The 20,468-nt window shown below is 63.6% G+C and carries 23 protein-coding genes and 1 pseudogene; 3 read left to right on the top strand and 21 right to left on the bottom strand.

What is annotated here, in order from left to right:
• Positions 1-58 precede the first annotated feature (58 nt).
• The 3 genes from arsK to FJ443_RS09590 form a co-directional block, all read right to left on the bottom strand.
• Positions 59-1,297, bottom strand: coding sequence for an arsenite efflux MFS transporter ArsK (gene arsK / locus FJ443_RS09600; protein ID WP_140663672.1), 1,239 nt, complete (start codon positions 1,295-1,297; stop codon positions 59-61).
• On the bottom strand, positions 1,278-1,691 hold the full coding sequence (gene arsC, locus FJ443_RS09595) for an arsenate reductase (glutaredoxin) (protein WP_140663670.1): 414 nt from the start codon (positions 1,689-1,691) through the stop codon (positions 1,278-1,280). The genes arsK and arsC overlap by 20 nt, the downstream gene beginning before the upstream one ends.
• Before the next feature lie 85 nt (positions 1,692-1,776).
• Positions 1,777-2,130, bottom strand: coding sequence for a metalloregulator ArsR/SmtB family transcription factor (locus FJ443_RS09590; RefSeq protein ID WP_140663668.1), 354 nt, complete (start codon positions 2,128-2,130; stop codon positions 1,777-1,779).
• 42 nt (positions 2,131-2,172) lie between these two features.
• Here FJ443_RS09590 and FJ443_RS09585 point away from each other — a divergent pair, with 42 nt between their 5' ends.
• Positions 2,173-2,709, top strand: a complete 537-nt coding sequence (locus tag FJ443_RS09585; RefSeq protein WP_140663666.1) for a DUF6428 family protein — start codon at positions 2,173-2,175, stop codon at positions 2,707-2,709.
• A 162-nt stretch (positions 2,710-2,871) separates the two neighbouring features.
• Here FJ443_RS09585 and FJ443_RS09580 read toward each other — a convergent pair whose 3' ends face one another.
• The 4 genes from FJ443_RS09580 to minC form a co-directional block, all read right to left on the bottom strand.
• Positions 2,872-4,329: a hypothetical protein gene (locus FJ443_RS09580; RefSeq protein WP_140500135.1), complete on the bottom strand. Its 1,458-nt coding sequence runs from the start codon at positions 4,327-4,329 to the stop codon at positions 2,872-2,874.
• 339 nt (positions 4,330-4,668) lie between these two features.
• On the bottom strand, positions 4,669-4,941 hold the full coding sequence (gene minE / locus FJ443_RS09575) for a cell division topological specificity factor MinE (RefSeq protein ID WP_140500137.1): 273 nt from the start codon (positions 4,939-4,941) through the stop codon (positions 4,669-4,671).
• Positions 4,938-5,753 carry a septum site-determining protein MinD gene (gene minD, locus FJ443_RS09570; RefSeq protein WP_140500139.1) on the bottom strand — a complete coding sequence of 272 codons (816 nt, stop codon included), beginning with the start codon at positions 5,751-5,753 and terminating at the stop codon, positions 4,938-4,940. Before minD ends, minE begins: the two co-directional genes overlap by 4 nt.
• A gap of 173 nt (positions 5,754-5,926) precedes the next feature.
• A complete protein-coding gene (minC, locus tag FJ443_RS09565) occupies positions 5,927-6,763 on the bottom strand; it encodes a septum site-determining protein MinC (RefSeq protein ID WP_140521457.1) in 837 nt (278 codons plus the stop codon).
• Between the two features lie 337 nt (positions 6,764-7,100).
• On the opposite strand from minC, the gene FJ443_RS09560 reads away from it, so the two are divergent.
• Positions 7,101-8,090 carry a TAXI family TRAP transporter solute-binding subunit gene (locus tag FJ443_RS09560; RefSeq protein WP_140516103.1) on the top strand — a complete coding sequence of 330 codons (990 nt, stop codon included), beginning with the start codon at positions 7,101-7,103 and terminating at the stop codon, positions 8,088-8,090.
• Positions 8,091-8,175: 85 nt separating this feature from the next.
• On the top strand, positions 8,176-10,233 hold the full coding sequence (locus FJ443_RS09555; RefSeq protein WP_140521456.1) for a TRAP transporter permease: 2,058 nt from the start codon (positions 8,176-8,178) through the stop codon (positions 10,231-10,233).
• A gap of 189 nt (positions 10,234-10,422) precedes the next feature.
• On the opposite strand, the gene FJ443_RS09550 is transcribed toward FJ443_RS09555, so the two are convergent.
• The 14 genes and pseudogenes from FJ443_RS09550 to FJ443_RS09485 form a co-directional block, all read right to left on the bottom strand.
• Positions 10,423-10,770 (bottom strand): hypothetical protein, encoded by a 348-nt coding sequence (locus tag FJ443_RS09550; RefSeq protein WP_140500147.1) that lies wholly within the window; start codon positions 10,768-10,770, stop codon positions 10,423-10,425.
• A gap of 156 nt (positions 10,771-10,926) precedes the next feature.
• Positions 10,927-11,030: pseudogene (locus FJ443_RS31625) on the bottom strand (PRC-barrel domain containing protein); the annotation flags it as partial.
• A 210-nt stretch (positions 11,031-11,240) separates the two neighbouring features.
• The gene (locus tag FJ443_RS09540; RefSeq protein ID WP_140516107.1) at positions 11,241-12,398 is read right to left on the bottom strand and encodes a sulfite oxidase; all 1,158 of its coding nucleotides are present in this window, start codon (positions 12,396-12,398) and stop codon (positions 11,241-11,243) included.
• Between the two features lie 366 nt (positions 12,399-12,764).
• Positions 12,765-12,914, bottom strand: a complete 150-nt coding sequence (locus FJ443_RS09535) for a hypothetical protein (RefSeq protein ID WP_127204769.1) — start codon at positions 12,912-12,914, stop codon at positions 12,765-12,767.
• Entirely contained in the window at positions 12,911-13,243 is a 333-nt protein-coding gene (locus FJ443_RS09530) for a DUF2934 domain-containing protein (RefSeq protein WP_140521455.1), read from the bottom strand. The genes FJ443_RS09535 and FJ443_RS09530 overlap by 4 nt, the downstream gene beginning before the upstream one ends.
• Before the next feature lie 200 nt (positions 13,244-13,443).
• On the bottom strand, positions 13,444-13,695 hold the full coding sequence (locus tag FJ443_RS09525; protein WP_140521454.1) for a hypothetical protein: 252 nt from the start codon (positions 13,693-13,695) through the stop codon (positions 13,444-13,446).
• A 277-nt stretch (positions 13,696-13,972) separates the two neighbouring features.
• Positions 13,973-14,569: a BA14K family protein gene (locus FJ443_RS09520; RefSeq protein WP_140521453.1), complete on the bottom strand. Its 597-nt coding sequence runs from the start codon at positions 14,567-14,569 to the stop codon at positions 13,973-13,975.
• A 111-nt stretch (positions 14,570-14,680) separates the two neighbouring features.
• Positions 14,681-15,202 (bottom strand): DoxX family protein, encoded by a 522-nt coding sequence (locus FJ443_RS09515; RefSeq protein ID WP_140521452.1) that lies wholly within the window; start codon positions 15,200-15,202, stop codon positions 14,681-14,683.
• A gap of 217 nt (positions 15,203-15,419) precedes the next feature.
• A complete protein-coding gene (locus tag FJ443_RS09510; protein WP_140521451.1) occupies positions 15,420-15,917 on the bottom strand; it encodes a tetratricopeptide repeat protein in 498 nt (165 codons plus the stop codon).
• Between the two features lie 31 nt (positions 15,918-15,948).
• Positions 15,949-16,920, bottom strand: coding sequence for an MBL fold metallo-hydrolase (locus tag FJ443_RS09505; RefSeq protein WP_140499010.1), 972 nt, complete (start codon positions 16,918-16,920; stop codon positions 15,949-15,951).
• A 109-nt stretch (positions 16,921-17,029) separates the two neighbouring features.
• Positions 17,030-17,275 (bottom strand): DUF680 domain-containing protein, encoded by a 246-nt coding sequence (locus FJ443_RS09500; protein WP_140499012.1) that lies wholly within the window; start codon positions 17,273-17,275, stop codon positions 17,030-17,032.
• 283 nt (positions 17,276-17,558) lie between these two features.
• Positions 17,559-17,864: a hypothetical protein gene (locus tag FJ443_RS09495; protein ID WP_140499015.1), complete on the bottom strand. Its 306-nt coding sequence runs from the start codon at positions 17,862-17,864 to the stop codon at positions 17,559-17,561.
• 199 nt (positions 17,865-18,063) lie between these two features.
• Entirely contained in the window at positions 18,064-19,026 is a 963-nt protein-coding gene (locus tag FJ443_RS09490) for an AraC family transcriptional regulator (protein ID WP_140499017.1), read from the bottom strand.
• Positions 19,027-19,353: 327 nt separating this feature from the next.
• Positions 19,354-20,421: a helix-turn-helix domain-containing protein gene (locus tag FJ443_RS09485; RefSeq protein WP_181175085.1), complete on the bottom strand. Its 1,068-nt coding sequence runs from the start codon at positions 20,419-20,421 to the stop codon at positions 19,354-19,356.
• Positions 20,422-20,468: the final 47 nt, after the last annotated feature.

Below are 20,468 nucleotides of genomic sequence, written 5' to 3'. Positions count from 1 at the left end.
CGTGAGGCAGGACCGGCATCTCGATGGGGCAAGAAAGGGCCGGACGAGCCGGCCGCCCTCAGACGCGGCCGTTGCGCGCGTTCGGCAGTCTCGTGATCGCTGTCAGGACCAGCAGCGCGGTGCCGCCCAGAAACGCCATGGCCCCCAGCGACCAGGCAATGCCGACATTGACGATGGCAAAGGCCAGCGCAAAGGGCGCGACGGCCGAAACGAGCAGCCGGGCCGATGTGACGCGCCCCTGCAGACGGCCATAGTCCGCACTGCCGAACAATGTCAGCGGCAGGGCGCCGATGACGATGCTGAAAAGCCCGTTGCCCATGCCGAAGACGACGGCGAAAACCATCGCGCCTGCAACGGAAGGCGCCGTGCAGTTCAGCACGACGACCCCGCTCGTCATCAGGCCGGCCGAGATGATGGCCAGCGTCAATGGCGGCAGGTTGATGCCGAAGATCATGTTGATGAAGCGGCTCAACACTTGTGACGGCCCGAACAGCGTTCCGACGACGGCAGCGGTCGCCCCGAGGCCAAGTCCGGAAAGCAGCGGCACCATATGCACCAGGACAGCGGCGCCAAGCAGGTTCTGCAGCGAGAAGGCGATGACCATCAACGCGAAGCCGAGCGGCCGCGCCGAGGCCGGAAGCGATCCCTGGACATGCCGTGGCGGCTCGGTCGCCGAGCGCCTGCTCTTGGCCAGCCCGTGCGAGAGCCAGGCGTGCAGCGGCAGGCAGACGAGCAGGTTCAGCCCCGCGAAGACGAGATAGACGGTTCGCCATGACATCTGCGCGTGCAGGGCCGAGGTGATCGGCCAGAACACGGTCGATGCGAAGCCGGCGATGAGGGTGAGATAGGTGATGCTACGTTGCGCCGCGCGCGGCCTTATCTGCACAAGCAGCGCGAAAGCGGCGCCGTACTGGACCAGGTTCGATGCCACTTCCAGCACGATCAGCGCCGCCACGAAGGCCCCGGCCGCCGGCGCGTAGGCACAGGCGGCGAGCGCAGCCGCGGCAAGGATCGAGCCGGCGGTCATGATCTTGCCGGCGCCGAAGCGGTCGATCCAGTTTCCGAGCCAGGGCGCCGTCAGGCCGCCAACCAGCAGAGCCGCCGAGAGCGCGCCGAAAATCCATTCGGTCGGCCAGTCCAGATCCCTGGCCATATCGGCGGCGAGAATGCTGAAACTGTAGTACAGCGTGCCGTAGCCGATGATCTGGGTGACGCCGAGGGCGGCAATGGCGGCCAGCGGCGAGCGCTCCGGGACTTCGAGATCGGAAAGGCTTCGATCACGTGATACCACGGTCATGGTTCACTACCTCGCCATCTTCCTTGGTGAAGCGGACCACCGGATGGTCGAGCAGATCGAGCACGAGCTCGGACGGACGGCACAGCCGCGTCCCCTTGGGCGTCTCGACGATCGGCCGGTTGATCAGGATCGGATGCCTCAGCATGGCGTCGATCAGCTGTTCATCGGTCCATTTGGCGTCACCCAGGCCGAGTTCGGCATAGGGCGTACCCTTTTCGCGCAGCAGGGCGCGCGCCGGAATTCCCATGGCGGCGACAAGCTGGCGCAAGCGGTCCCGGCTGGGCGGATGTTTCAGATACTCGATGATGTCAGGCTTCTCGCCGCTCGCCTGGATCATGGCAAGCGTGTTGCGCGAGGTGCCGCAGTCGGGATTGTGGTAGATCGTAGCGGTCATGGCTTGGCCTCGACGGCAAGAGGTTGGATTTCGGATTGCTGATGCGGCGCGGTCGGGACGATCGCCCGGGCTGTCGGCGCGACGATCACTGAACCGGTCCCTTCACATCGGCGGCGCAGCAGTCTGGAGCCAACGCCGAAGCGCGGATCTCCAGCCGGCCGGAGCAGCAATCCTCCATCAGGAAACGGATGAGGCCGCTCAACGTGTCATATTCGGCGCTGTAGACCATGGAGCGCGAATCGCGCCGCACGCTGATCAGCCCTGCCCGCTCGAGCTCCTTCAGGTGGAAGCTCACATTCGAGGCCGAGACCTCGACTTTTTCGGCGATGGCGCCCGCGGCAATCCCGTCCGGACCGGCGATCACCAGATGCCGCAGGATGCGCAGGCGCGTTTCTTGCGAAAGAGCCGCAAAGGCGGAAAGGGCTTGACGTTCATCCATATTTCAACAATCCTAAAAATGTTGAAACAAGGATTACCGCACATGCTCGTTTCTGACAATCGGGAATTTGAACCCGCTGACGTCGTTGATCCCGACGACATCACCATCGCTGGCTTGCTGGAGTTTCTGGCGGGCTACGAGGACCGGCGCCTGGTGTTCTTCTACGACGGCCGGCCGGTGAGGCCTGGTTACCACGTCACCGAGGTGAAGGCCGGCCAGTTCGCTGCGCTGGACTGCGGTGCAAACCCGGAATCCTGGGTCGAGATCTTCGTGCAGCTCTGGGACGTCGAGGAGGACCGCACGCATATGCCGGCCGGGAAATTCTCGGCGATCATCCGCAAGGTGACGGAGCATGTCGGCCTCGACCATTCCGCCAAGCTTACTTTCGAAGTCAGCGACGGCGTGCGCCCGATGCAGCTCTACCGCGCCGCGCTTCCCCGGCTCGCCGGTGATGCGGTGCATGTCGAGCTTTCGCCGCGGCCGGCAAGCTGCAAGCCGCGTGACCGCTGGCTGGAGGAAGAGAGGAAAGCCAAGGCCTGTTGCGGACCTTCGGCCGGACCGGAACCTTGCTGCGGCTGACGTTTCGCAGCCAAGCAGATGGCTTGGCGCCGTCTTGACGGACGGCCTTCCGCTCCCTCAATTCAGCGATTTGCGCCGCGGCGGCGGCGTGCGATCGCGTTGAGGCAGCGGGCGCGGAACGCTGCCCCGCAGCGGGACCTGCGGCCATGCCGGCGAAATGAGCTACGGCGTGGCGCGGAGGTTCCTGCGGATGCGCCGCCTGCCCGTTCCACGGGCTTTCTCCGCCACCACGGCGGCGATGTCGACCACGTCGGCCTCGCGCGATCTGCCGTTGGTGGCCTTGTGGAGCCGTTCGTAAGGCAGCAATTCCTTGATCCGGGCATTGAGCGACGCGATTTCAGCTTTGAGGTCCTCGCATTCCTGCCTCTGGACATCCAGCTGTATCTGTTCCGATGCTTGTTGCAGCGCAAGCTGCGAAAGATTGGCGTTCGCTTTCGAAAGGCTCGTCTTGTCGTTTTCGTTCTCGTCGGTGAGCGAGGACAACTTTTGATCGGCGATTTTCTTTTCGGCCAGGGTGTCGTTCAAGTCGGTCTTGAGCCTGGCGATCTCGGCTGTGGCCTCGCTGTTCTCGTGCGAGGCCCGCTCCAGCCGTGATTGCAGGTCCTGGATCTCGGAACGCAATCCGCGCATTTCCATCTGGCTGCGCGCGAGTTCAGCTTGCCTGTCGCCTTCCATCATGCTGGCCGCTTCGGTCATTTCCGACAGCTTTGCCTGGGCAGTCTCGAGTGACTTCTGGAGCCTTATCTCCTCCTTCTCGCTCTTGCCGAGCGCGGCCAGCAGTTCGGCAAGCCGCGCTGCTTCGCTGGCATGGATCGTCGAGAGCTCGTCGAGCCTGTGGCGCGTCTGGGTTTCCCGCTTCAGCGCCTTATCAAGCTCGATCGACAGGCTGACATGTTTTTCCCGCAGCATCTTGCTCTCGCGCAGGCGCCTGTTGGCCTCGACCGCCCTGGCCGTCAGCCGCTTGGCGATGTCGCCGAACTCCGCGTCGCGTTTTGCGCCCGCATTGGCCGTTTCGGCAAGTTCCAGCCTGGCCGCTGCGAGCGCTGCGCGAAGCGCCTCCCTGTCCTGGACCAGGCTTGTCTCGCGCTGTTGCAGCAATTCGCAGGCGCTTTCACGCTCGCGCAGCTTTCTTGCCGTGTCGTGCAGCTTTTCCGACAGCGTTCTTTGTTCCGCGACCAGGTCGCCATTTGCGAGCTCCAGCTCGTTGGCGCGAAGAATATCGGTGTGGAGGATGTTGAGGAACTCGCGCGTCAAATGGTGTGAGGTAGCGATCTCCGACAATTTGCCGTTGATCTCGTCCATATAGTTCCTGGCGTCATGGAACATCCCTTCGAAGGCACTCAATGCCGCCATCCGGGTCTGGGTATGGGGCGTCAGTCGTGGTGCGGTTTCGGTATCGTCGGCGTTGCCCGCGCCGTCCGGATTATCCGCATCATCCGCATTGGCCTCGGGTGCCGAGGCCTCGGCTCCTGGCGCGGAATCTGGGATATAGCCGCTGTCCGGCGGCGCGTCGTATTCGGTATCGAGGCTGGCATCCAGAGCGTCCGCCAGATCGGCCTGCAGCTCCTGGAGTGCATCATCTACGTCTTCGGCACGCTTGATCAGACCCTTGAAATTCATAACGAATGCCCTTTACGCATACCCCATTCAGTATTTAATAATTGGCTAATATGTATGCTTACATCCACTGATTGCGCAGGGGAAGCCCCCCATTAGGGGGAGCGTAAAGTTGGACATTTGGGGTTGGGATGCGGCGGGCGACCAGTGCCGCGGCCGTCTTTTTGCAGAATTGACGCACCCGATTTCTGGGTGGAATCTGATGCGGAAAATCCTGGATCCTACCTTCCCCTCGTGGAAGGTAGGACTGAGGCGCTGGCGCTGAAGGATGCTCGTCCTGTAGCGCCGCGCCAACTCCGCCCGCTGCTTGCAGCGACCCTCCCCACAAGGGGAGGGTAAAAGTCAGCCCGCCATGGCCAGCGGCACGGCGCTTTTGTTGGGGATCTGGATGTCGATTTCCAGCGTCGACATGGTCTCGCCGCGGTCCATCGAGATTTGCAGATAGTCCTGGTCGATCTGCACGTGCTTGGCGATGACGGCCATGATCTCCTCGCGCAGCACGGAGACGAGATCGGGCTGGCCACGGCTGCGGCGTTCGTAGGCGAGCAGCACCTGCAGCCGCTCACGCGCCACGGGCGCGCTGGAGCGCCGCTTGAAGAGGTCGAGAATGTTCATGCCGCCCTCCTTCCGAGCAGCCTGTCGAGGAAGCCCTTGCGCTCGAAGGGAACCACGACCGGCAGGTCTTCGCCTTCCAGTCTCCGCGCCGCTTCGATATAGGCTTTGGCGGCGGCGTTCAGCGGATCGCTCAGCGTCACCGGCGAACCGAGATTGGAGGCCCTGAGCACATCCTGGCTCTCCGGGATGATGCCGAGCAGCGGCACCGACAGGATTTCCAGCACGTCGTCGATGGACAGCATCTCGCCGCGAGCCGCGCGGCCGGCATCGTAACGCGTCACCAGCACGTGCTTGGCGATTTGCTCGCCCTGTTCGGCACGCATGGTGCGGGCGTCGAGCAGGCCGATGATGCGGTCGGAATCGCGCACCGACGACACTTCCGGATTGGTGACGATGACCGCCTCGTCAGCGAAGCGCATGGCGAGCTGCGCGCCGCGCTCGATGCCGGCCGGGCTGTCGCAGAACACATAGTCAAACACCGAGCGCAGCTTCTCGATCACCTCGCCGACGCCTTCTTCGGTCAGCGCGTCCTTGTCGCGCGTCTGCGAGGCCGGCAGCAGGAACAGCGTATCGACGCGCTTGTCGCGGATCAGCGCCTGCGACAGCTTGGCCGTGCCCTGGATGACATTGACGAGGTCGAACACCACGCGCCGTTCGGCGCCCATGATCAGGTCGAGATTGCGCAGGCCGACGTCGAAATCGACCAGCGCCACTTTCTTGCCGGTCCTGGCGACCGCGGCCCCCAATGCGGCCGTCGAGGTCGTCTTGCCGACACCTCCCTTGCCTGAGGTGACCACCACTACCTTGCCCATGAAAAAAGCCTCCGTCGCCTGATGTTGTCGTTTGTTATTGCTCCGTGCATCGCACGGCTATTGTTGGAACCTGCCATCATCCCACGCGAAACCGGTCCCAACCTTGCGGACCTGAACGTCCTGTTCGCGGTCGCGCAAAACAAGAACTGGTCCGGCGTTTTCATCCCGGCGCCCTAGTTCAGCGGCACGACGCGCAGCACGCCGTCTTCGAGGAAGGCCTGCACCGGCTTGCCGCGCGAGGCGCCTTCCATGTCCTCCGCCGTGGTGTACCAGCCGTCGATGGCGAGCAGTTCGGCCTCGTTCCTGCGGCAGAAGATGCGCGCCGAAATATTGCCTTCCGAGCCCGCAATGGCGCGGCCGCGCAGCGTGCCGTAGACATGGATCGAGCCCGCCGCAATGATCTCGGAACCGGAAGCGACCGATCCAAGCACGATGACATCGCCATGCGGATGAAAGATCGACTGGCCCGAGCGAAGGGGCGACTTGACCATCAGCGTTCCGGCCAGGGCCGGCTCCGCCGCGCCGGCTTGCTGTTCTGTCTTGGCTGCCTTGACCCTTCCAGCCTCGGCCCTGCCCTCGTCGGGCTTGCCCGTTTCCTTGCCGCGTTCCGAAGACACCGCTTCCGTCTTGCCGGCCTCTTCCGCCAGGCCTGCCTTGCCGTTGCGGCCGGGCTGCGCCAGCAGGCCATCTGAAGTGGCCTCCTTGGCGCCGGCCAGCAGCGGCGGCAGCTCGGGCCCGAGCGAGGCCCCTTCGAGCTCGATGGCATAGACCCGGATGCCACGCGTGCCGAGCGAAGCGACCAGCGCCGCGATCTCGTCGGCCGCAGGCTTCAGCGCATTGAGATCGAGCACCACCGGCCGCCCTGAGAAATAGCCCGGCGAATTGCCGATCCAATGATCCAGCCCCTCCAGCCAAGCACCGATCGGCGCCTCCGGCGTCAGCGTGAAAGCGACGAACGAACGGGCGCGAAAGCGAATGGATTTGGTCTCCAGGGGAGCGGCAAAGGTCACGGCTGGCGAATCCTTACTCAATGGTTAAAGGGTGCCGGCCGAATGGTTAACAAATGGTTAATAAAGACGGCTGGCACCTTGGAAGCCGCCAGAAATTGGAGGGTCGGCTAACCGCCAGTTGCGGATGCCGGCTGACAACACGCGGAATGTGTTGATAGCGCCGCGTCAGCAAGCGGATTACCGCCGTTCAATCGACAAGCTAGATCTCAAAATGCGCCATGACGGCAACAGGGAGGGGGCACCGCCAGCGACGACAGATCCCCTCCCGAAAGGCGCGCGCAGGTTGACAATCCTTGGGTTGATGCAACATCCTGCCGATCTTTGACCGGGAGGTAGTATGACTGTTTCGATCAACCGTCGCGTCTTTTCCGTCGGCGCGGGCACTTTGGCGCTGGCCGCGGCAGGGTTTTCGCCGGCGCGCGCGCAGCAGGCTTTTTTCCGTATCGGCACCGGCGGCACGTCCGGCACCTACTATCCGGTGGGCGGGCTGATCGCCAACGCGATCTCGGCGACGGGGCCGGCCGGCGTCGAGGGCCTGGTTGCCAGCGCCACGTCCTCCAACGGTTCGGTGGCCAACATCAGCGCCATCCAGTCGGGCGCTTCCGAATCGGGCTTCACGCAATCCGATGTCGCCTACTGGGCGCATTCGGGCACCGGCCTCTACGAGGGCAAGCCCAAGGTAGAGGATCTGCGCCTCATTGCGACGCTCTATCCTGAAACCATCCATCTGGTCGCGCGCGCCGACGCCGGCATCAAGACTGTGGCGGATCTGAAGGGCAAGCGCGTCTCCCTCGACGAGCCGGGTTCCGGCACCATCGTTGATGCGCGCCTGGTGCTCGGCGCCTACGGTCTAACGGAGAAGGACGTAAAGCCCGAATATCTCAAGCCCGGCCCGGCCGGCGAGCGCCTGCAGGACGGCGCCATGGACGCCTATTTCTTCGTCGGCGGCTATCCGACCGGCGCCATCGTCGAGCTTGCCAGCACCAAGAACATCACGCTGGTGCCGATCACCGGCCCCGAGGCCGACAAGCTCCTGTCCGAACAGAAGTTCTTCTCGACCGACATCGTGCCCGCGGGCACCTACAAGAATGTCGGCGAGACCAAGACCATTTCGGTCGCCGCGCAATGGGTGACCAGCGCCAAGCAGACCGATGACCTCATCTACAAGATCGTCAAGTCGCTCTACAGCGACGAGACCCAGAAGGCGCTGCAGGCTGGTCATGCCAAGGGCAAGCTGATCACGCTCCAGAACGCGGTCACCAGCGCCGGCATTCCGTTCCATCCGGGCGCGGAGAAATTCTACAAGGAAGTCGGCGCCCTGAAATAAGAGGCCATCAACAGACTGGCGACAACGAGGCGGAAGGCGTGCTTTCCGCCTCGTTTGTCTGGGGATTCAGGATACGGAACCGACTATGAGCGACGACGACAAAATCAGGCTTTCCGGCATGGAGTTCGACGAGGAAAAGGCTCGCGAACTGGAGGAGAAATTCGACTCCGAGATCCGGTTCCGGCCGCTGACCCGGGCCGCCGGCTGGCTGGTCGGCTTCCTCCTGGTGGCCTTGTCGCTGTTTCACTATTACACGGCTGGATTCGGCTTGCTGCAGGAGATGCTGCACCGGGGCATCCACCTGTCGATGGTGCTGTCGCTGATCTTCCTCGTCTTCCCTCTGGTGAAGAAGGGCTACGACCAGCCCGCCCAATCCAGCTTTCTGCGGCCGCTCGGCATACCGGTTTTCGACTGGCTGCTGGCGCTTGCCGCGGTGATAGCGGTCCTGCACGTGCCGATGATCCCGCTCGACGATCTTGCCTTCCGCGTCGGCAACCCCACGACGACGGACGTGGTGCTCGGGCTGACCCTCATTCTGCTCCTGCTGGAAGCGACGCGCCGGTCCGTCGGCATCCCGCTGCCCATCATCGCCATCCTCTTCATGGCTTATGCGCTGTTCGGCCCCTATATGCCGAGCATCCTGGTGCATCCCGGCGCGTCCGTCTCCCAGCTCGTCGACCACCTCTACCTGACGACGCAAGGCATCTACGGCATCGCGCTCGGCGTCGTCGCCACCTACGTTTTCCACTTCGTCCTGTTTGGCGTCTTCGCCACCCGCATCGGTCTCGGCCAGCTCTTTCTCGACTGCGCGGCATGGGTCGCCGGCCGCTACGCCGGTGGTCCGGCCAAGGTATCGATCTTCGGCTCGGCCCTGTTTGGCATGATCTCTGGCTCGTCGGTCGCCAACACCGTCACCGTCGGCTCGCTTACCATCCCGGCGATGATCCGGCTCGGCTACAAGAAGCATTTCGCCGCCGCGGTGGAGGCGGCTTCCTCCACCGGCGGGCAGGTGACGCCGCCGATCATGGGAGCCGCCGCCTTCCTGATGATCGAGTTCCTCGAACTGCCCTACACGACCATCATCCTGGCAGCGATAGTGCCGGCCTTCATGCACTTCTTCGGCGTGTTCATGCAGGTGCATTTCGAGGCCAAGCGCACCGGCTTGCGCGGCCTGCGGCCGGACGAGATGCCCGACGTGGTCGAGGCATTGAAACGGGACTGGCCGACCATCATCCCTCTCGTCGTCCTGATCGGCGTGCTTCTTGCGGGTTATACGCCTTACATGGCTGCCTTCTGGGGCATTACCCTGTGCATCCTGGTCGGCCTGTTTAACCCGCGCCGGCGCATGTCTGTCGCCGACATCGTGGTGTGCCTGCGCGACGGCGCCAAGTATGCGCTCGCCGTCGGCGCTGCCGCCGCCACGGTCGGCATCGTCGTCGGCGTCGTCACCCTGACCGGCGTCGGCTTCAAGCTGTCCTACATCGTCACTTCGACGGCAGGCCATCTGTCGCTGCTGTTCGGCACCTTTATCCCCGAAGCGATCTTCTCGACGCACGGGCTGACCCTTTTGTTCACGCTGATCATGACCGGCGTGGTCTGCATCCTGATGGGTTGCGGCATCCCGACGACAGCGAACTACATCATCATGGTGACGATTGCCGCGCCGGCACTGGTGATGCTCGGCACCGAGCCGATCGTCGCCCACTTCTTCGTTTTCTATTATGGCCTGCTGGCTGACATCACGCCGCCGGTTGCGCTGGCTGCCTACGCTGCCGCCGGCATGGCGGGAGCTGATCCATTCAAGACCGGCAACACTGCCTTTCGGCTCGGGCTCGGCAAGGCGCTGGTGCCCTTTGTCTTTGTCTTCTCGCCGTCGCTTCTGCTGGTGACGAAAGATTTCACCTGGCCGAACTTCTTCCTGGCTTTCTTTGGCTGCGTGCTCGGCATCACCTGCCTGGGGGCCGCCCTCTCGCGCTACCTGCTCGTGCGCACCCGGCCATGGGAAAACGTGTTGCTGGTCTTGGCCGCCCTGCTTCTGGTGGCGCCCGAACTCTATTCGTCCCTACTCGGCCTGGTTCTGACCATTCCCGTCATCTGGCGCCATTGGAGCGCGCGCAACGTCGAAGAGGCGCGACCGGCTTGATCAGCGCCGCCCCAACGATCCCTCCCCGAGAACTCAAAGGGGCCGGAAACGTTTTGGGGACTTCAGGAAGTCAGCGTGCTCTCAACCTGAATCTGACGCGAACCGCCAGGATCGGTTCCGCGGGGGAAAAGTTCCCCGAGAGCTGACAGACAGCCTTCGACATCAGAAAGCGACAGCCGGAGTTTCAAGTCATTGAGGGTCAGTGACGAAAGGCATGATGTCCACGCCGTCTCCCGGGAAGACGGTGAAATGCGGATGGCTTTCGAACAGGCGGGCGGCGGCATCGATTGTATCGGCCTCGACGACAATGTAGCCGCAGAAAGGGTTCACGGCGTCTGCGACCCCATCCTTGGTAACGCGCGTCGTCCTCCCGACCATGCCGCCGCGATCGGGGAAAGATGCGGCATTTCTCTCCTCCCAGTCCGTCCACTGCTGTAGGCCGACGCTATCAATCGCATCTTGCTCGGGCTTGGGCAGGCTGCGAAAGCGGGCAAGGTCTTCAGGCTTCATGGTGTAGACGGCAAGAAAGCGGGGCATGTGACGGTCTTCGCGCTGACAGAACCGATGCCAGCCTAGACTCTCGGTTGGCCGAAGTCACTAAGCACTACCACCCTCAGGCACGGCGAATTGCCCTTGTCCGGGCACTTTCGGATCATCTCACTCTCCTTTCGAAAAGGGCCACGGTCGGGCCCTTCAGTCTCGGTGCTCCGGCACTCCTTTCAGCTGGTCCTTGGTCCATTGGGTCACGGCGTGGCGCCGTCCTCGTCGCGCATAAAGTCGAGCTCGGTGACGGCCACCGGGCTCGGCGAAGGACGAGGAACGCCAGCCGTTCAAGTTTTCTCCGCGTCCGCGCAGGTCACTAAACACCGCTCTTGGCGCTGCGATGGAGTCGTCATCGCATCGTCTCTGGCCAGCTTCAGGCCGGCGCCTGGTCGGATGTGGGTGACCCCATGCCAAAGACATGGGGGCACATCGCTCTCAGACACTTTGATACGACTGCCCGCCAGTCAGTGAATGTTGATACGTCGCGTCACCTGACCGTTGCTTTCCCAATAGGTATGCTTCTTGGCAATGATGGGATCGTCCATTGCGGGTTGGACCTGCCCTCCCGTATCAACCGCGCGCGAGGTGACGGCGTGCTCTCCGGCGGAAGGCTTGGGCCAGTCGACGGACCATAGTTTCCAGGCAAAGTCCGCCTTGTCGGTTTCGTCGATGGCCGCCGGCATCCATGGCCCGTCATCGATCTTCACCTCGACCCGGTCGACCGGTGCGCCCCAGGCGGCCCCGACGATCCGGTAGTCATCGCCGATATGAGTGACCCGGGCCGGTGCCGATTTCAGCCTCGCCCGCCCGACCGAAGTTTCCACCCATACTGTCTCGCCGTTGTGGTCTTCCTCGCGCAGCGTGACATAATCGCGTCCCATGAACCGGTTCTCGAAGCGCTGATCGTTCACGTCTATGCGCTTGATCCATTTGACGTTCGCGATCCCGTACCATCCCGGCGCAATCAGCCGCAGCGGGAAGCCGTTGTCAGGAGGCAAGGGGGACCCATTCATCTCGTAGCAAAGGATGTTTTTGGGATCCATGGCGTCGGGAAGTGACATGCTGCGCGCAAAATTCTGCGTGAACTTGACGTCGTCGGCCCGCTTGATTTCCCCTTTATCGGTGCCCCAGAAGACGACCTCGATACCAGTGTCGAGGACTCCGGCCTCCGTGAGGATCGGCGCGAGCGGCGTGCCCGCCCAGCGCGCATTGCCAATGCCGCCATTGAAAAACGGCAGACCGGTATTGCCCGAACATTCGACCGTGAAGGTGACTTCCTGGCGCGGTCGAGCCTTGATGTCGGCGAGCGTCAGGGTTGTCGGCTTTTTAACGGAGCCGCCGATTTCGAGTTTCCAGGTGCTTTCGTCGATCACCGGCCGGTCGAAATGCGCGATTGAAAAGAACTTGTCGTTGGGCGTCACCCAGGAATCGAGATCCTCCCACACCAGCTGATTTTTGATGACTTCCGGAACCGGGTTCGGCGGCAGCTGATCCAACCATTTGATGACTTCCTCGCCGGCCCGGCTTGGAAAGGCAGAGGCAATCCGCGATTGAAAGGACGCCAACGCTGCGAGGGCTGCCCCGCCTTGAACGATGAATTCACGTCTGGGAAGGTAATGCATGACGACTTCTCCTCCAGTGAAAAGCTCAGTTCTCCTTCAGTGATAGATGCAATAGCGACCGGGATCGCGCAAAGCAGAGGCCGGCCGCGGCGGGCAATTATGAGAGCGTGTGAAACAACCCGAGTTAGAAGCGCGCCGTAGTTAAAGCGACGTCTCCGCTCTCAATCGCCAGCTTGTCAGGTCCGAGCCGGCGATCTTCAACTATATGCCCTATATGTCCTCGTGGCGAGGGCAAGGGCCGCATCTTCGCATCACGATTGGCATCTGCCTCGTGTTCCAAAATCCAATGCAGCCTACAATTGGTGGGTCGGATTTTGTGAGCGGCAGGGACAACGCCGAGAATAAAGGACCAACGAGTCGATTTCCTCAATGGCGCTTGAAATACTGCACCTCGCGCTCATGCTTCTCCGCCGCCTCGCGGCTATCGAAAGTCCCCAGGTTCCGTCGCTTGCCCGTCTTCTCATCCTTCTTGCGCGAATAGAGCCGGTATTTTCCGTCCTTGAGTTTGCGGATCATTTGGCCTCTCCCTGACCGGGATTTCGCCGCCGCTTGCCCTTCAGCCCGAGTGCTGCCTGTTCGATCGCGGCGCGGTCGTTGCCCAGCCTGTCGATCAGGTCCTGTGCCTGCTTGCCTGATATGCCGGTGCGCATGGCCAGCTCCTCGACCGTAAGCACGTCGGTGCTGGCAATCTCGCGCGGCGGCGCGTTGCCCGCCGCCATCGACAGCTCCCTGTCGATCTCGGCCTCCGCGCGATGCCAGTGCTGCTCGGGGTCGCCGCCGCCTTCGCGCTCCCAGATCCGATAGGCGCGCTCCCGGATTTTCCCATGCCGTTGGTCGTCGCCCATTTCTCAAATCCTCCATTGGGTAGCATCTGAACGCCGCCCGCCTCCGAACGATCCAAAGAATTTGCGTGATCGCCGGGCCGGGTCGTTGGAGATTGGGATGACACGAGGCGCGCCGGGCAGAGCCCGGTCATGGAGCGAAATGATCCAGGCGGCGGGTCCCCCCGCCGCCTGGATGCCGGCCGCGGCGGCCGGCTTTGTTGTCAGCGTCCCCAGACGCCCTGACCATAGCCCTGTGCAGGCATGTCGGAGTTCGAGTTTGCCCCCATTGCGCTGTCAGTGATGCTGTTTGTGACGCTCGGGACAACCGCCTTGGCGCCGCCCGACATCATGGCATGGGCGGTTGGATAGCTGCTTGCGGCAGGGATGAAGTCGGAGCCAAAGTGGTCGCTGCCGGCAAAAGCCATGCCGGAGGCGAACAACAACGAGGCAACGGTCAATACGATCTTCTTCATTTCGGTTTCCATCTTTTGAAGTTGACATTTGGCCCCGACGCGCCGCCCGCCCGCGTTCATGGGACCGTGTTTGTTGTTTCAGGCGAAACCGGCCAACCGCGATCCCACTGGATCTTGCAGTGACAGGTCGTTCAGCGCACGACCGTCTCGGTCCGTTGTTGCGCTGTTGGCGGCTTGATAAGGGCGTGGTGTTTGTGTGGGCGTGGTAGGCAGCGTGGTAGAAACCCTTGCCGGAGTGGAATTTTGCGTGGAATGCAGCCGGAAAGCGCAGCGCCCGCTATTGGCATTGCCGCCTCGGCCCGCCGGAATAGGGCTGGTAGCTGTTGTCTTCCGGGCGGTAGGAGCGGTAGCGGCTGAAGCAGGAGGCGACATGGTCATCATCGCCAGCGGCCGCATAGGCGCCCGGCCCAGTGCCGTTGTCCTCGACGTAGCTGGCCTCGGCGGCGGGCGGCGCGGCACGGTCGGCGTCGAGATAGGGCGAGATGCAGGGGCGCTGCTGCCCGCTATAGGACATGTAGCTGTTGTCCTGCGGCCGGTAGGAGCGGTAGCGGCTCGCGCACCAGGCGACATGCGGCTGCGGCAGTTCGGCCGTGGCGGGCGCGATGGCGCCGGTGGCGGTGGGATCGGTCTCCCCGGCCTGGCGCTTGGGCTCGATATTGGCGGGCGCGGGCTGCTCGGCCGGCAGGCGCTCGAGATTCTGCGCCGTTCTGTCCACCGGCCGCGCCGTTTTGGTCCAAAGCTCCGCCATACTGACGGTGGCCGGTGCCTGGCGCGGTGGGTTCGCGGTGATTAGCCAGACGGCGAAGGCCAGACCGCTACCGAACACCGCAAGGGTCAAAACGAAACCGCAGACCAGTCCCAACAATGCTTTCACGCCGCGCTCCTTGAGCCCCTGCTAAAGCAATGCGGGGGGTCAAGGCTGGTTCCAGCAAAGCGCGGGAAATAGGCGCGGCGCTCCGCTGGGCGAATGCGAAGGCGGCGCCGTTCAAACCAGCTGCTTCACGTCCACTGGCAATTGGGTCTCCGCTGTGGGCAACGCGGCCGGCATGTCCTCGCCGCGCTGGCGCTGCCGCAGATGGAGCGCCAACAGCCGGTCCAGCGAGACCCTGCCGGCCCCGGCAACGGCCAGCACGAACATGCCGCCCGATATCGCCAGGTCCTTTTCGAAATGCAGCAGTTCGTTCTGGCTGCCGAAATTGGTGTGGAACAGCATGGCCGTTGCCAAACAGAACAGGCCGAGCGCGATGGCGCCAAGCCGCGTCAGCAGGCCTGACGCGAGGGAGAGCCCTGCCCCCAGTTGCAACGCTACGGTGGCGACAAACAGCGGCAGGTTGACACCAAGCGCTGCCATGGCTTTGGCGGCGGCATTGAAATGGGCGGCCAGCGTGGCGCCCTCATGCAAAAAGATGAGAGACAGAAGCAGGCGGCCGGCAAGCAGGCCCACGTCCCCGAGGTGGTATTTAGCGGCAAGACCCTGCAGCTTCGCGGAGCGTTCGGTCAATGTCATGGTCAGCCTCCGATCTTTTTGGCACGGGCAGGCGCCAAGCGCCTGATGTTGAAAAGGCCGGAGCCGGCGCGAGGGAGAGGATGCCGGCTCCGGTAAAGCGCGCCAGCCACGAGCGCCCAACCGTGGTGGACGAAGGGGCGAGTTCGGTGCCAACGCCCCTGCTCCGTCTCGGCTACGCCGAGCCAGCTCTCCCCATTTGTGGGGAAGAGAAAAGGTCCTACTTCGTCACCTTGGTGTCGATGGCCTGCCGCAGGTCGGAAAGCTCGTCGCACCCGGCCGGGCACAGCTGCTGCAGGGAGGCCAGCTGCTCCTTGGCCTTGTCCATGTCGCCGGTCTCGACATAGAGCTCGCCCAGATATTCGCGGGCGGCTCTGTGGTCGGGCTTCAGCTCCAGCGCCTTGGTGTAGTAGGTGAGCGCGGTCTTGTAGTCGCCGGTCTTGCGCAGGGTGAAGCCGAGCAGGTTGTAGACGTCCGCCTGCTGCGTGTCCTGCGCCAGATCGCGCAGCTCGGCCAATGCGCCGGAATAGTCCTTGGCATCGATCTTGGCCTTGATGGCGGTGAGATCCGGCGCGTCGGCGCCTTCGATGTCGTCGACCGCATGGGCCGGCATGATTGTCGCAACGGGAAGCACGGTCAGCACGGCAATGGCGCCGAGCAGGCCGAACAGGGCATGTCTGCCCGACAGGGCATTTCTGCTCAAAAGGGATCGTTTCATTGTCTTTCTCGCTTGCGTTGGAAGCTCGTGCTCAGATCTGGACCGGGGTAAATCCGTATGCCTTGCCGTCCTTGACGAAGGTGCCGGTGCCCGGGAACGGGAAGTGCGACCCGGAAATGCGGATATTGTCCGATATCACCCGGTCGATGATCTTGTGGCGCGTGGCGATTGCCGTCGGTCCGTCCTGGTCGTAAGCGCCCTGCCACTCCGGATGCGGCGCCAGCAGCGCCGGCACATACATAGTGTCGGCCGAGATCATGATCTGCTCCTTGCCGGAGTTGGCCAGGTAGACAGAATGGCCTGGTGTGTGGCCGGGCGCGGCGATGATCTGGATGCCGGGCGTGACCTCGGCGCCGTCCTCGACCAGCTTCCAGTTCTTCCATTTCGGAAAGTTCTCGGCGATGCGCTTGCCCGCCGGCTTGCGGCCCTCGGGCAGCTTGGCCAGCCGGCTTGGGTCGGTCCACCACTTGTATTCGGTGGCGTTGACGATGAGCTCGGCATTGGGGAACACCGGCGCGTTGGTGCCCTTTTCCATCAGGCCCCAGACATGATCGGGGTGGAAATGCGAGATCATGACGGTGTCGATCGCGTTGTAGTCGATGCCGGCCGCGGCCATGTTGGCCGGCAGATGCGTGGCATTGGCCTGCCACTGGCCGACGCCCGAGCCGGCATCCATCATGATCAGCTTGCCGCCCATCTTGAGCACGACGACAGTGAGCGGGATGGGCATGAAGTCGGTGGTCAGCCCCGCTTTGGCGAGTGCTGCCTTGGTGTCCTCGACCGAGACATCCTTGATAAAGGCCGGGTCGTGCGGCTTGCGCCAGATGCCGTCATAGATGGCGGTGATCTCGATATCGCCGACTTTGTATCCGTAGAAGCCGACGGTGGGCTCCACCGGAGCTTGCGCGAAGGCCGGACGGATGAATTCAAGCTTGCCGGCAAGGCCGAAGGCAGCAGCAGCGGCGGCGGTGCCAAGCACTGTGCGGCGTGTCATGGTGAACATGGTGATCTCCTGTTCGAGGTGGTGGCTAAAAGTCGCGAATGGCCAAAGTCCTGGAAGGAATGACGAGGAGAGGCCGGTACCCGTCGGGAGCCGGCCCGGCCCCATGAATTCAGCGACCCCAGAGGCTGTCGTTGTTGTGTCTGGTGATGATGTCCTGCACCGACCCCTGGCTCGGCCCCGTCTTTATCTTGGTGTCGGCGCCATTGGGGCGTGCGGTGTAGGCGATCGAGCCGGTGGCATTGGTGTCGACCGGAGCGACCGGCTGGTTGGCGTTATTGGCGCCATGATCGCTGCCGGCGAAGGCAGCGCTCGAGGCAAGCATCATGGCAGCCACGCTGAGAGCGAGCTTGGTCATTTTGGCTAGGTCCTTGTTTCGTTTCCTCGGCGCGGGCCGTCAGATTGGCCCGCTACAGTGAAGACCCTGCAGCCCCGCGCTTTATTCCCGGGCGCGATGAGTTTCTTTTGAAGGAGAAAAATCAGGGGCTCGGCGGCCAGGACTGAAGTCCTCGCCCACGAATATTAGCGAGAGGAACCAGGCTGGGAATGCCGCCGCGTTCCGGCACGCCGACCGCGTGCACGCACGAAAGGCGCCGGCGCAGCGCGCCGGCGCCTCTGATGATACGCCGAGTCCGTTCTGGTTACGGACAGGTCTTCTTGCCGCAGACCGCGATGCAGATCGCCGGGTTCGAACAGGTGTAGGTTTTTCTCGAGCTGGTCCCGGACGAAGACCCGCTGCTGGAAGCGGCGATCTGCCCGGACGCGCCTTTGGACAGGTCCAGCGCCTTCATGTCGGGATCGCGCGCGGCGATCTTGCCGCATGTTTCGCTGCCGCAGACCGCCCTGCAGATTGCCGGATTCATGCATTTGTAGGCCGCGAAGACCTCGGTCGGAAGAATTGCGCAGAAAACCGTAATGCCCAGTATCAAGCTTCTCGCCGCACGCATTTTTATCTCCAGGGCCAGCTTTCCGATGTCACGGAGGCCTGGCCGCTCGCCCCCGCTCCCGCGCATGCCGTTGCACCCGCGTCCGCCGGCGCGACCATGCCCGCACCGGGGATAAAGGCGTATCGCACTGGCGGCACAGGCAAGTGGCACTGACGGAACAGGTGACCGGGTTTGCCATGCGTGAGCGGCCGCATGCGTCTTACGGCGCGCGGCCGGCGCGCACCTCCGATGGGGTCATGCCATAGCGGGACCGGAACTGCCGGTAGAAGGTCGAGGGTTCGACCAGCCCCGCCTCGAAAGCGAGGTCGGCGATCGGCCTTGCTGAAAAAAGCGGGCTGGCGAGCTGCCGGTGGACCCGCTCCAGCCGTCTTTGCATGACATAGTCGGAAAACCCCTGCCCCTCTTCGGCGAAAAGGCGCCTGATGTAGCGCGGGCTGAGCCCCAGCCCCCGGCCCGCCGTCTCTGCCGAGAGGCGCGCTCGGTGCAGGTTCTCCTCGATATAACGCTTGATGGCATGCATGCGGGCGGTACGAACGCCGCGGCCGGCGACCACCTGGTCAACCTCGCGGTTGGCGCCGACCGCCGCGGCGAACAGATCGGCAATGTGCTGGGCGGCCAGCGGCGCCAGACCGGGGCCGATCGCCCCACCCGCCACCGCCTCGACATAGGCCAGCAGAAGCCGCGCTTCAGGCGTGCCGGGATTGATGGCATCCGGCCTGAGATCGCCGACATGGCGAAGGAGAGGAGTGAGCGTCGATCGGGCAAATCGCGCGCAGATCGTCCAATCGCCGTTCTGCGCCCTCGCTCGCCAGCTCCGGTCCATCGGCATGATGCAGGGCGCACCGGGCGAGGTCTCAACCGCCTCGTGCCGTGCCGTATCGAAACGCCACCCGCCCGCGATCCAGGACACCACCAGGTCGTCATTGGCGTCCTGCTGGAGCGCGGCCGTGCGTTCCCAAGCCATGGGCGCGACCTGCCCGTGGGCCACGCTCACCCCTGGCAGGATGGTGGTGGAGGCGCTTAGCCGCAACTCGCCGCGTTCAAGCGGCGCAAGGTCCAGCCGCATGCAGATGCGGCCATAGAACTCGCGCACGGCAGCTTCGCGCTCTCGGGCCGCGATCGCGTCCGTGGACAGAACTATGATGGTGTCCTGGTCGGCCACCTGCGTTCGATCCCCGCTCAGAACCTCACGGGGTGCCGCGGATGGCGGGCGCCGTTTGCTGCCTCTCCGCTCTAGACAGTGCCATGAACCCCTCCAGTGCCCTCGACGTGGTGTGAGCCTTCGGCCGCTTTTCGCGCGGGCTGCGGCAGAATTTCAAGACCTATGTGAGGGCTCCGCGCAAATGTGGCATGAGGCGCAGGGAATGTGGCCGCTGGTGCAACCGATCGGGGAAATCGCCTCGGAAAGCACGGGAAGGCTCTTCACATGCCTGCTGATCGGACACCGCTTGTCCATTGATTCATTTGCCTTTCGGCTGGCACGCCGCCTCTATCGCAGTTCGCGGATCCAGTGCCACATGGTGCGGTTCTCGCCATGGCCGAGGGACTGGCTGCGCCCATGGGCGGCATGTGCCCGCATCTCCCGCGGGGTCATGTCGAAAGAGCGGCGGAAGGCGCGCACGAAGCTCTTGCGGTGACCGAAACCATAGCGATCGGCGATCTCGGCAATGCTTTCGTGCCGGCGGCCGGGATCGGCGAGTTCGGCGCGGCAGCGGCGCAGCCTCTCCTCCTGGATATATCTGGAAAGACCGCCATGAGGCTCGAAGAGGTAATAGAGCTTGCGCATGGAAATGCCGAACATGGCGGCGATGGCCTCGGCGGTGAGGTGCCGGCTGCGGATATGCGCGTCGATGTGGCGACGGATCTCGCTGGTCAGCGCCAGGTGGACCGAGGCGGCGTTTTCCTCCGCCACGGCCGAATTCACGGCTGCGGCGGCGAGTTCCAGCGTCGGCCCGATCACCGCCTCGGCGTCCTGACGGCTCATTGCGGGCGCGGCCCCGTAGAGGCCCACAAGATGCCCACGCAACAGCGCCGCCAACGGCGCGTTGCCGGAAATGACGCGCATATTGTGCTCGTCCGGCGCCTTCAGGAATGGCGCCAGCAGGCGGCGCGGCATGGTCAGGTTGAGGCTGTCGAAATCGGAGGTGCCTGTCGACTGGGCCTGTGCCAGGTCGGCCACGATCAGGTCCCCGGATGAGGCCTTTTCATCCGATGCGCCATCGCGCCGTCCATGGCTTCCGCGCAGGCAGACCTGCACAGTGATGTGGTCGAGGCCGTCGCGGCCGATCCGGGCGCGCGAGCGGTCGAAGCTTTGCGCGATGCATCCATACGAGGTGAGGACGATCTCGCCGAAGTGAAAGGCATCGGCGTGGAAATGAAACCGGTCATCGCCGGCGTTGCGCAGGCGAACGTCGTAGAGCAGGCCGATATTCTCCTGCCACAACGCAACGGCTTGCCGGGGCGCGAGGCCCACCGTGTCCAGCACGCAGCGCCGAACCCCGGCATCGACGAATTGCCTTTGCGGCACAACGCTTTGACCGCTGTCTGCTGCTGCCACCCGCCATGCCCCCGCAATCCGCGAACCGCTCACAATATGCATTTATG

The sequence above is a fragment of the Mesorhizobium sp. B2-6-1 genome, assembly GCF_006440475.1.
GTDB lineage: Bacteria > Pseudomonadota > Alphaproteobacteria > Rhizobiales > Rhizobiaceae > Mesorhizobium.
This window is presented reverse-complemented; position numbering and strand designations above follow the sequence as displayed.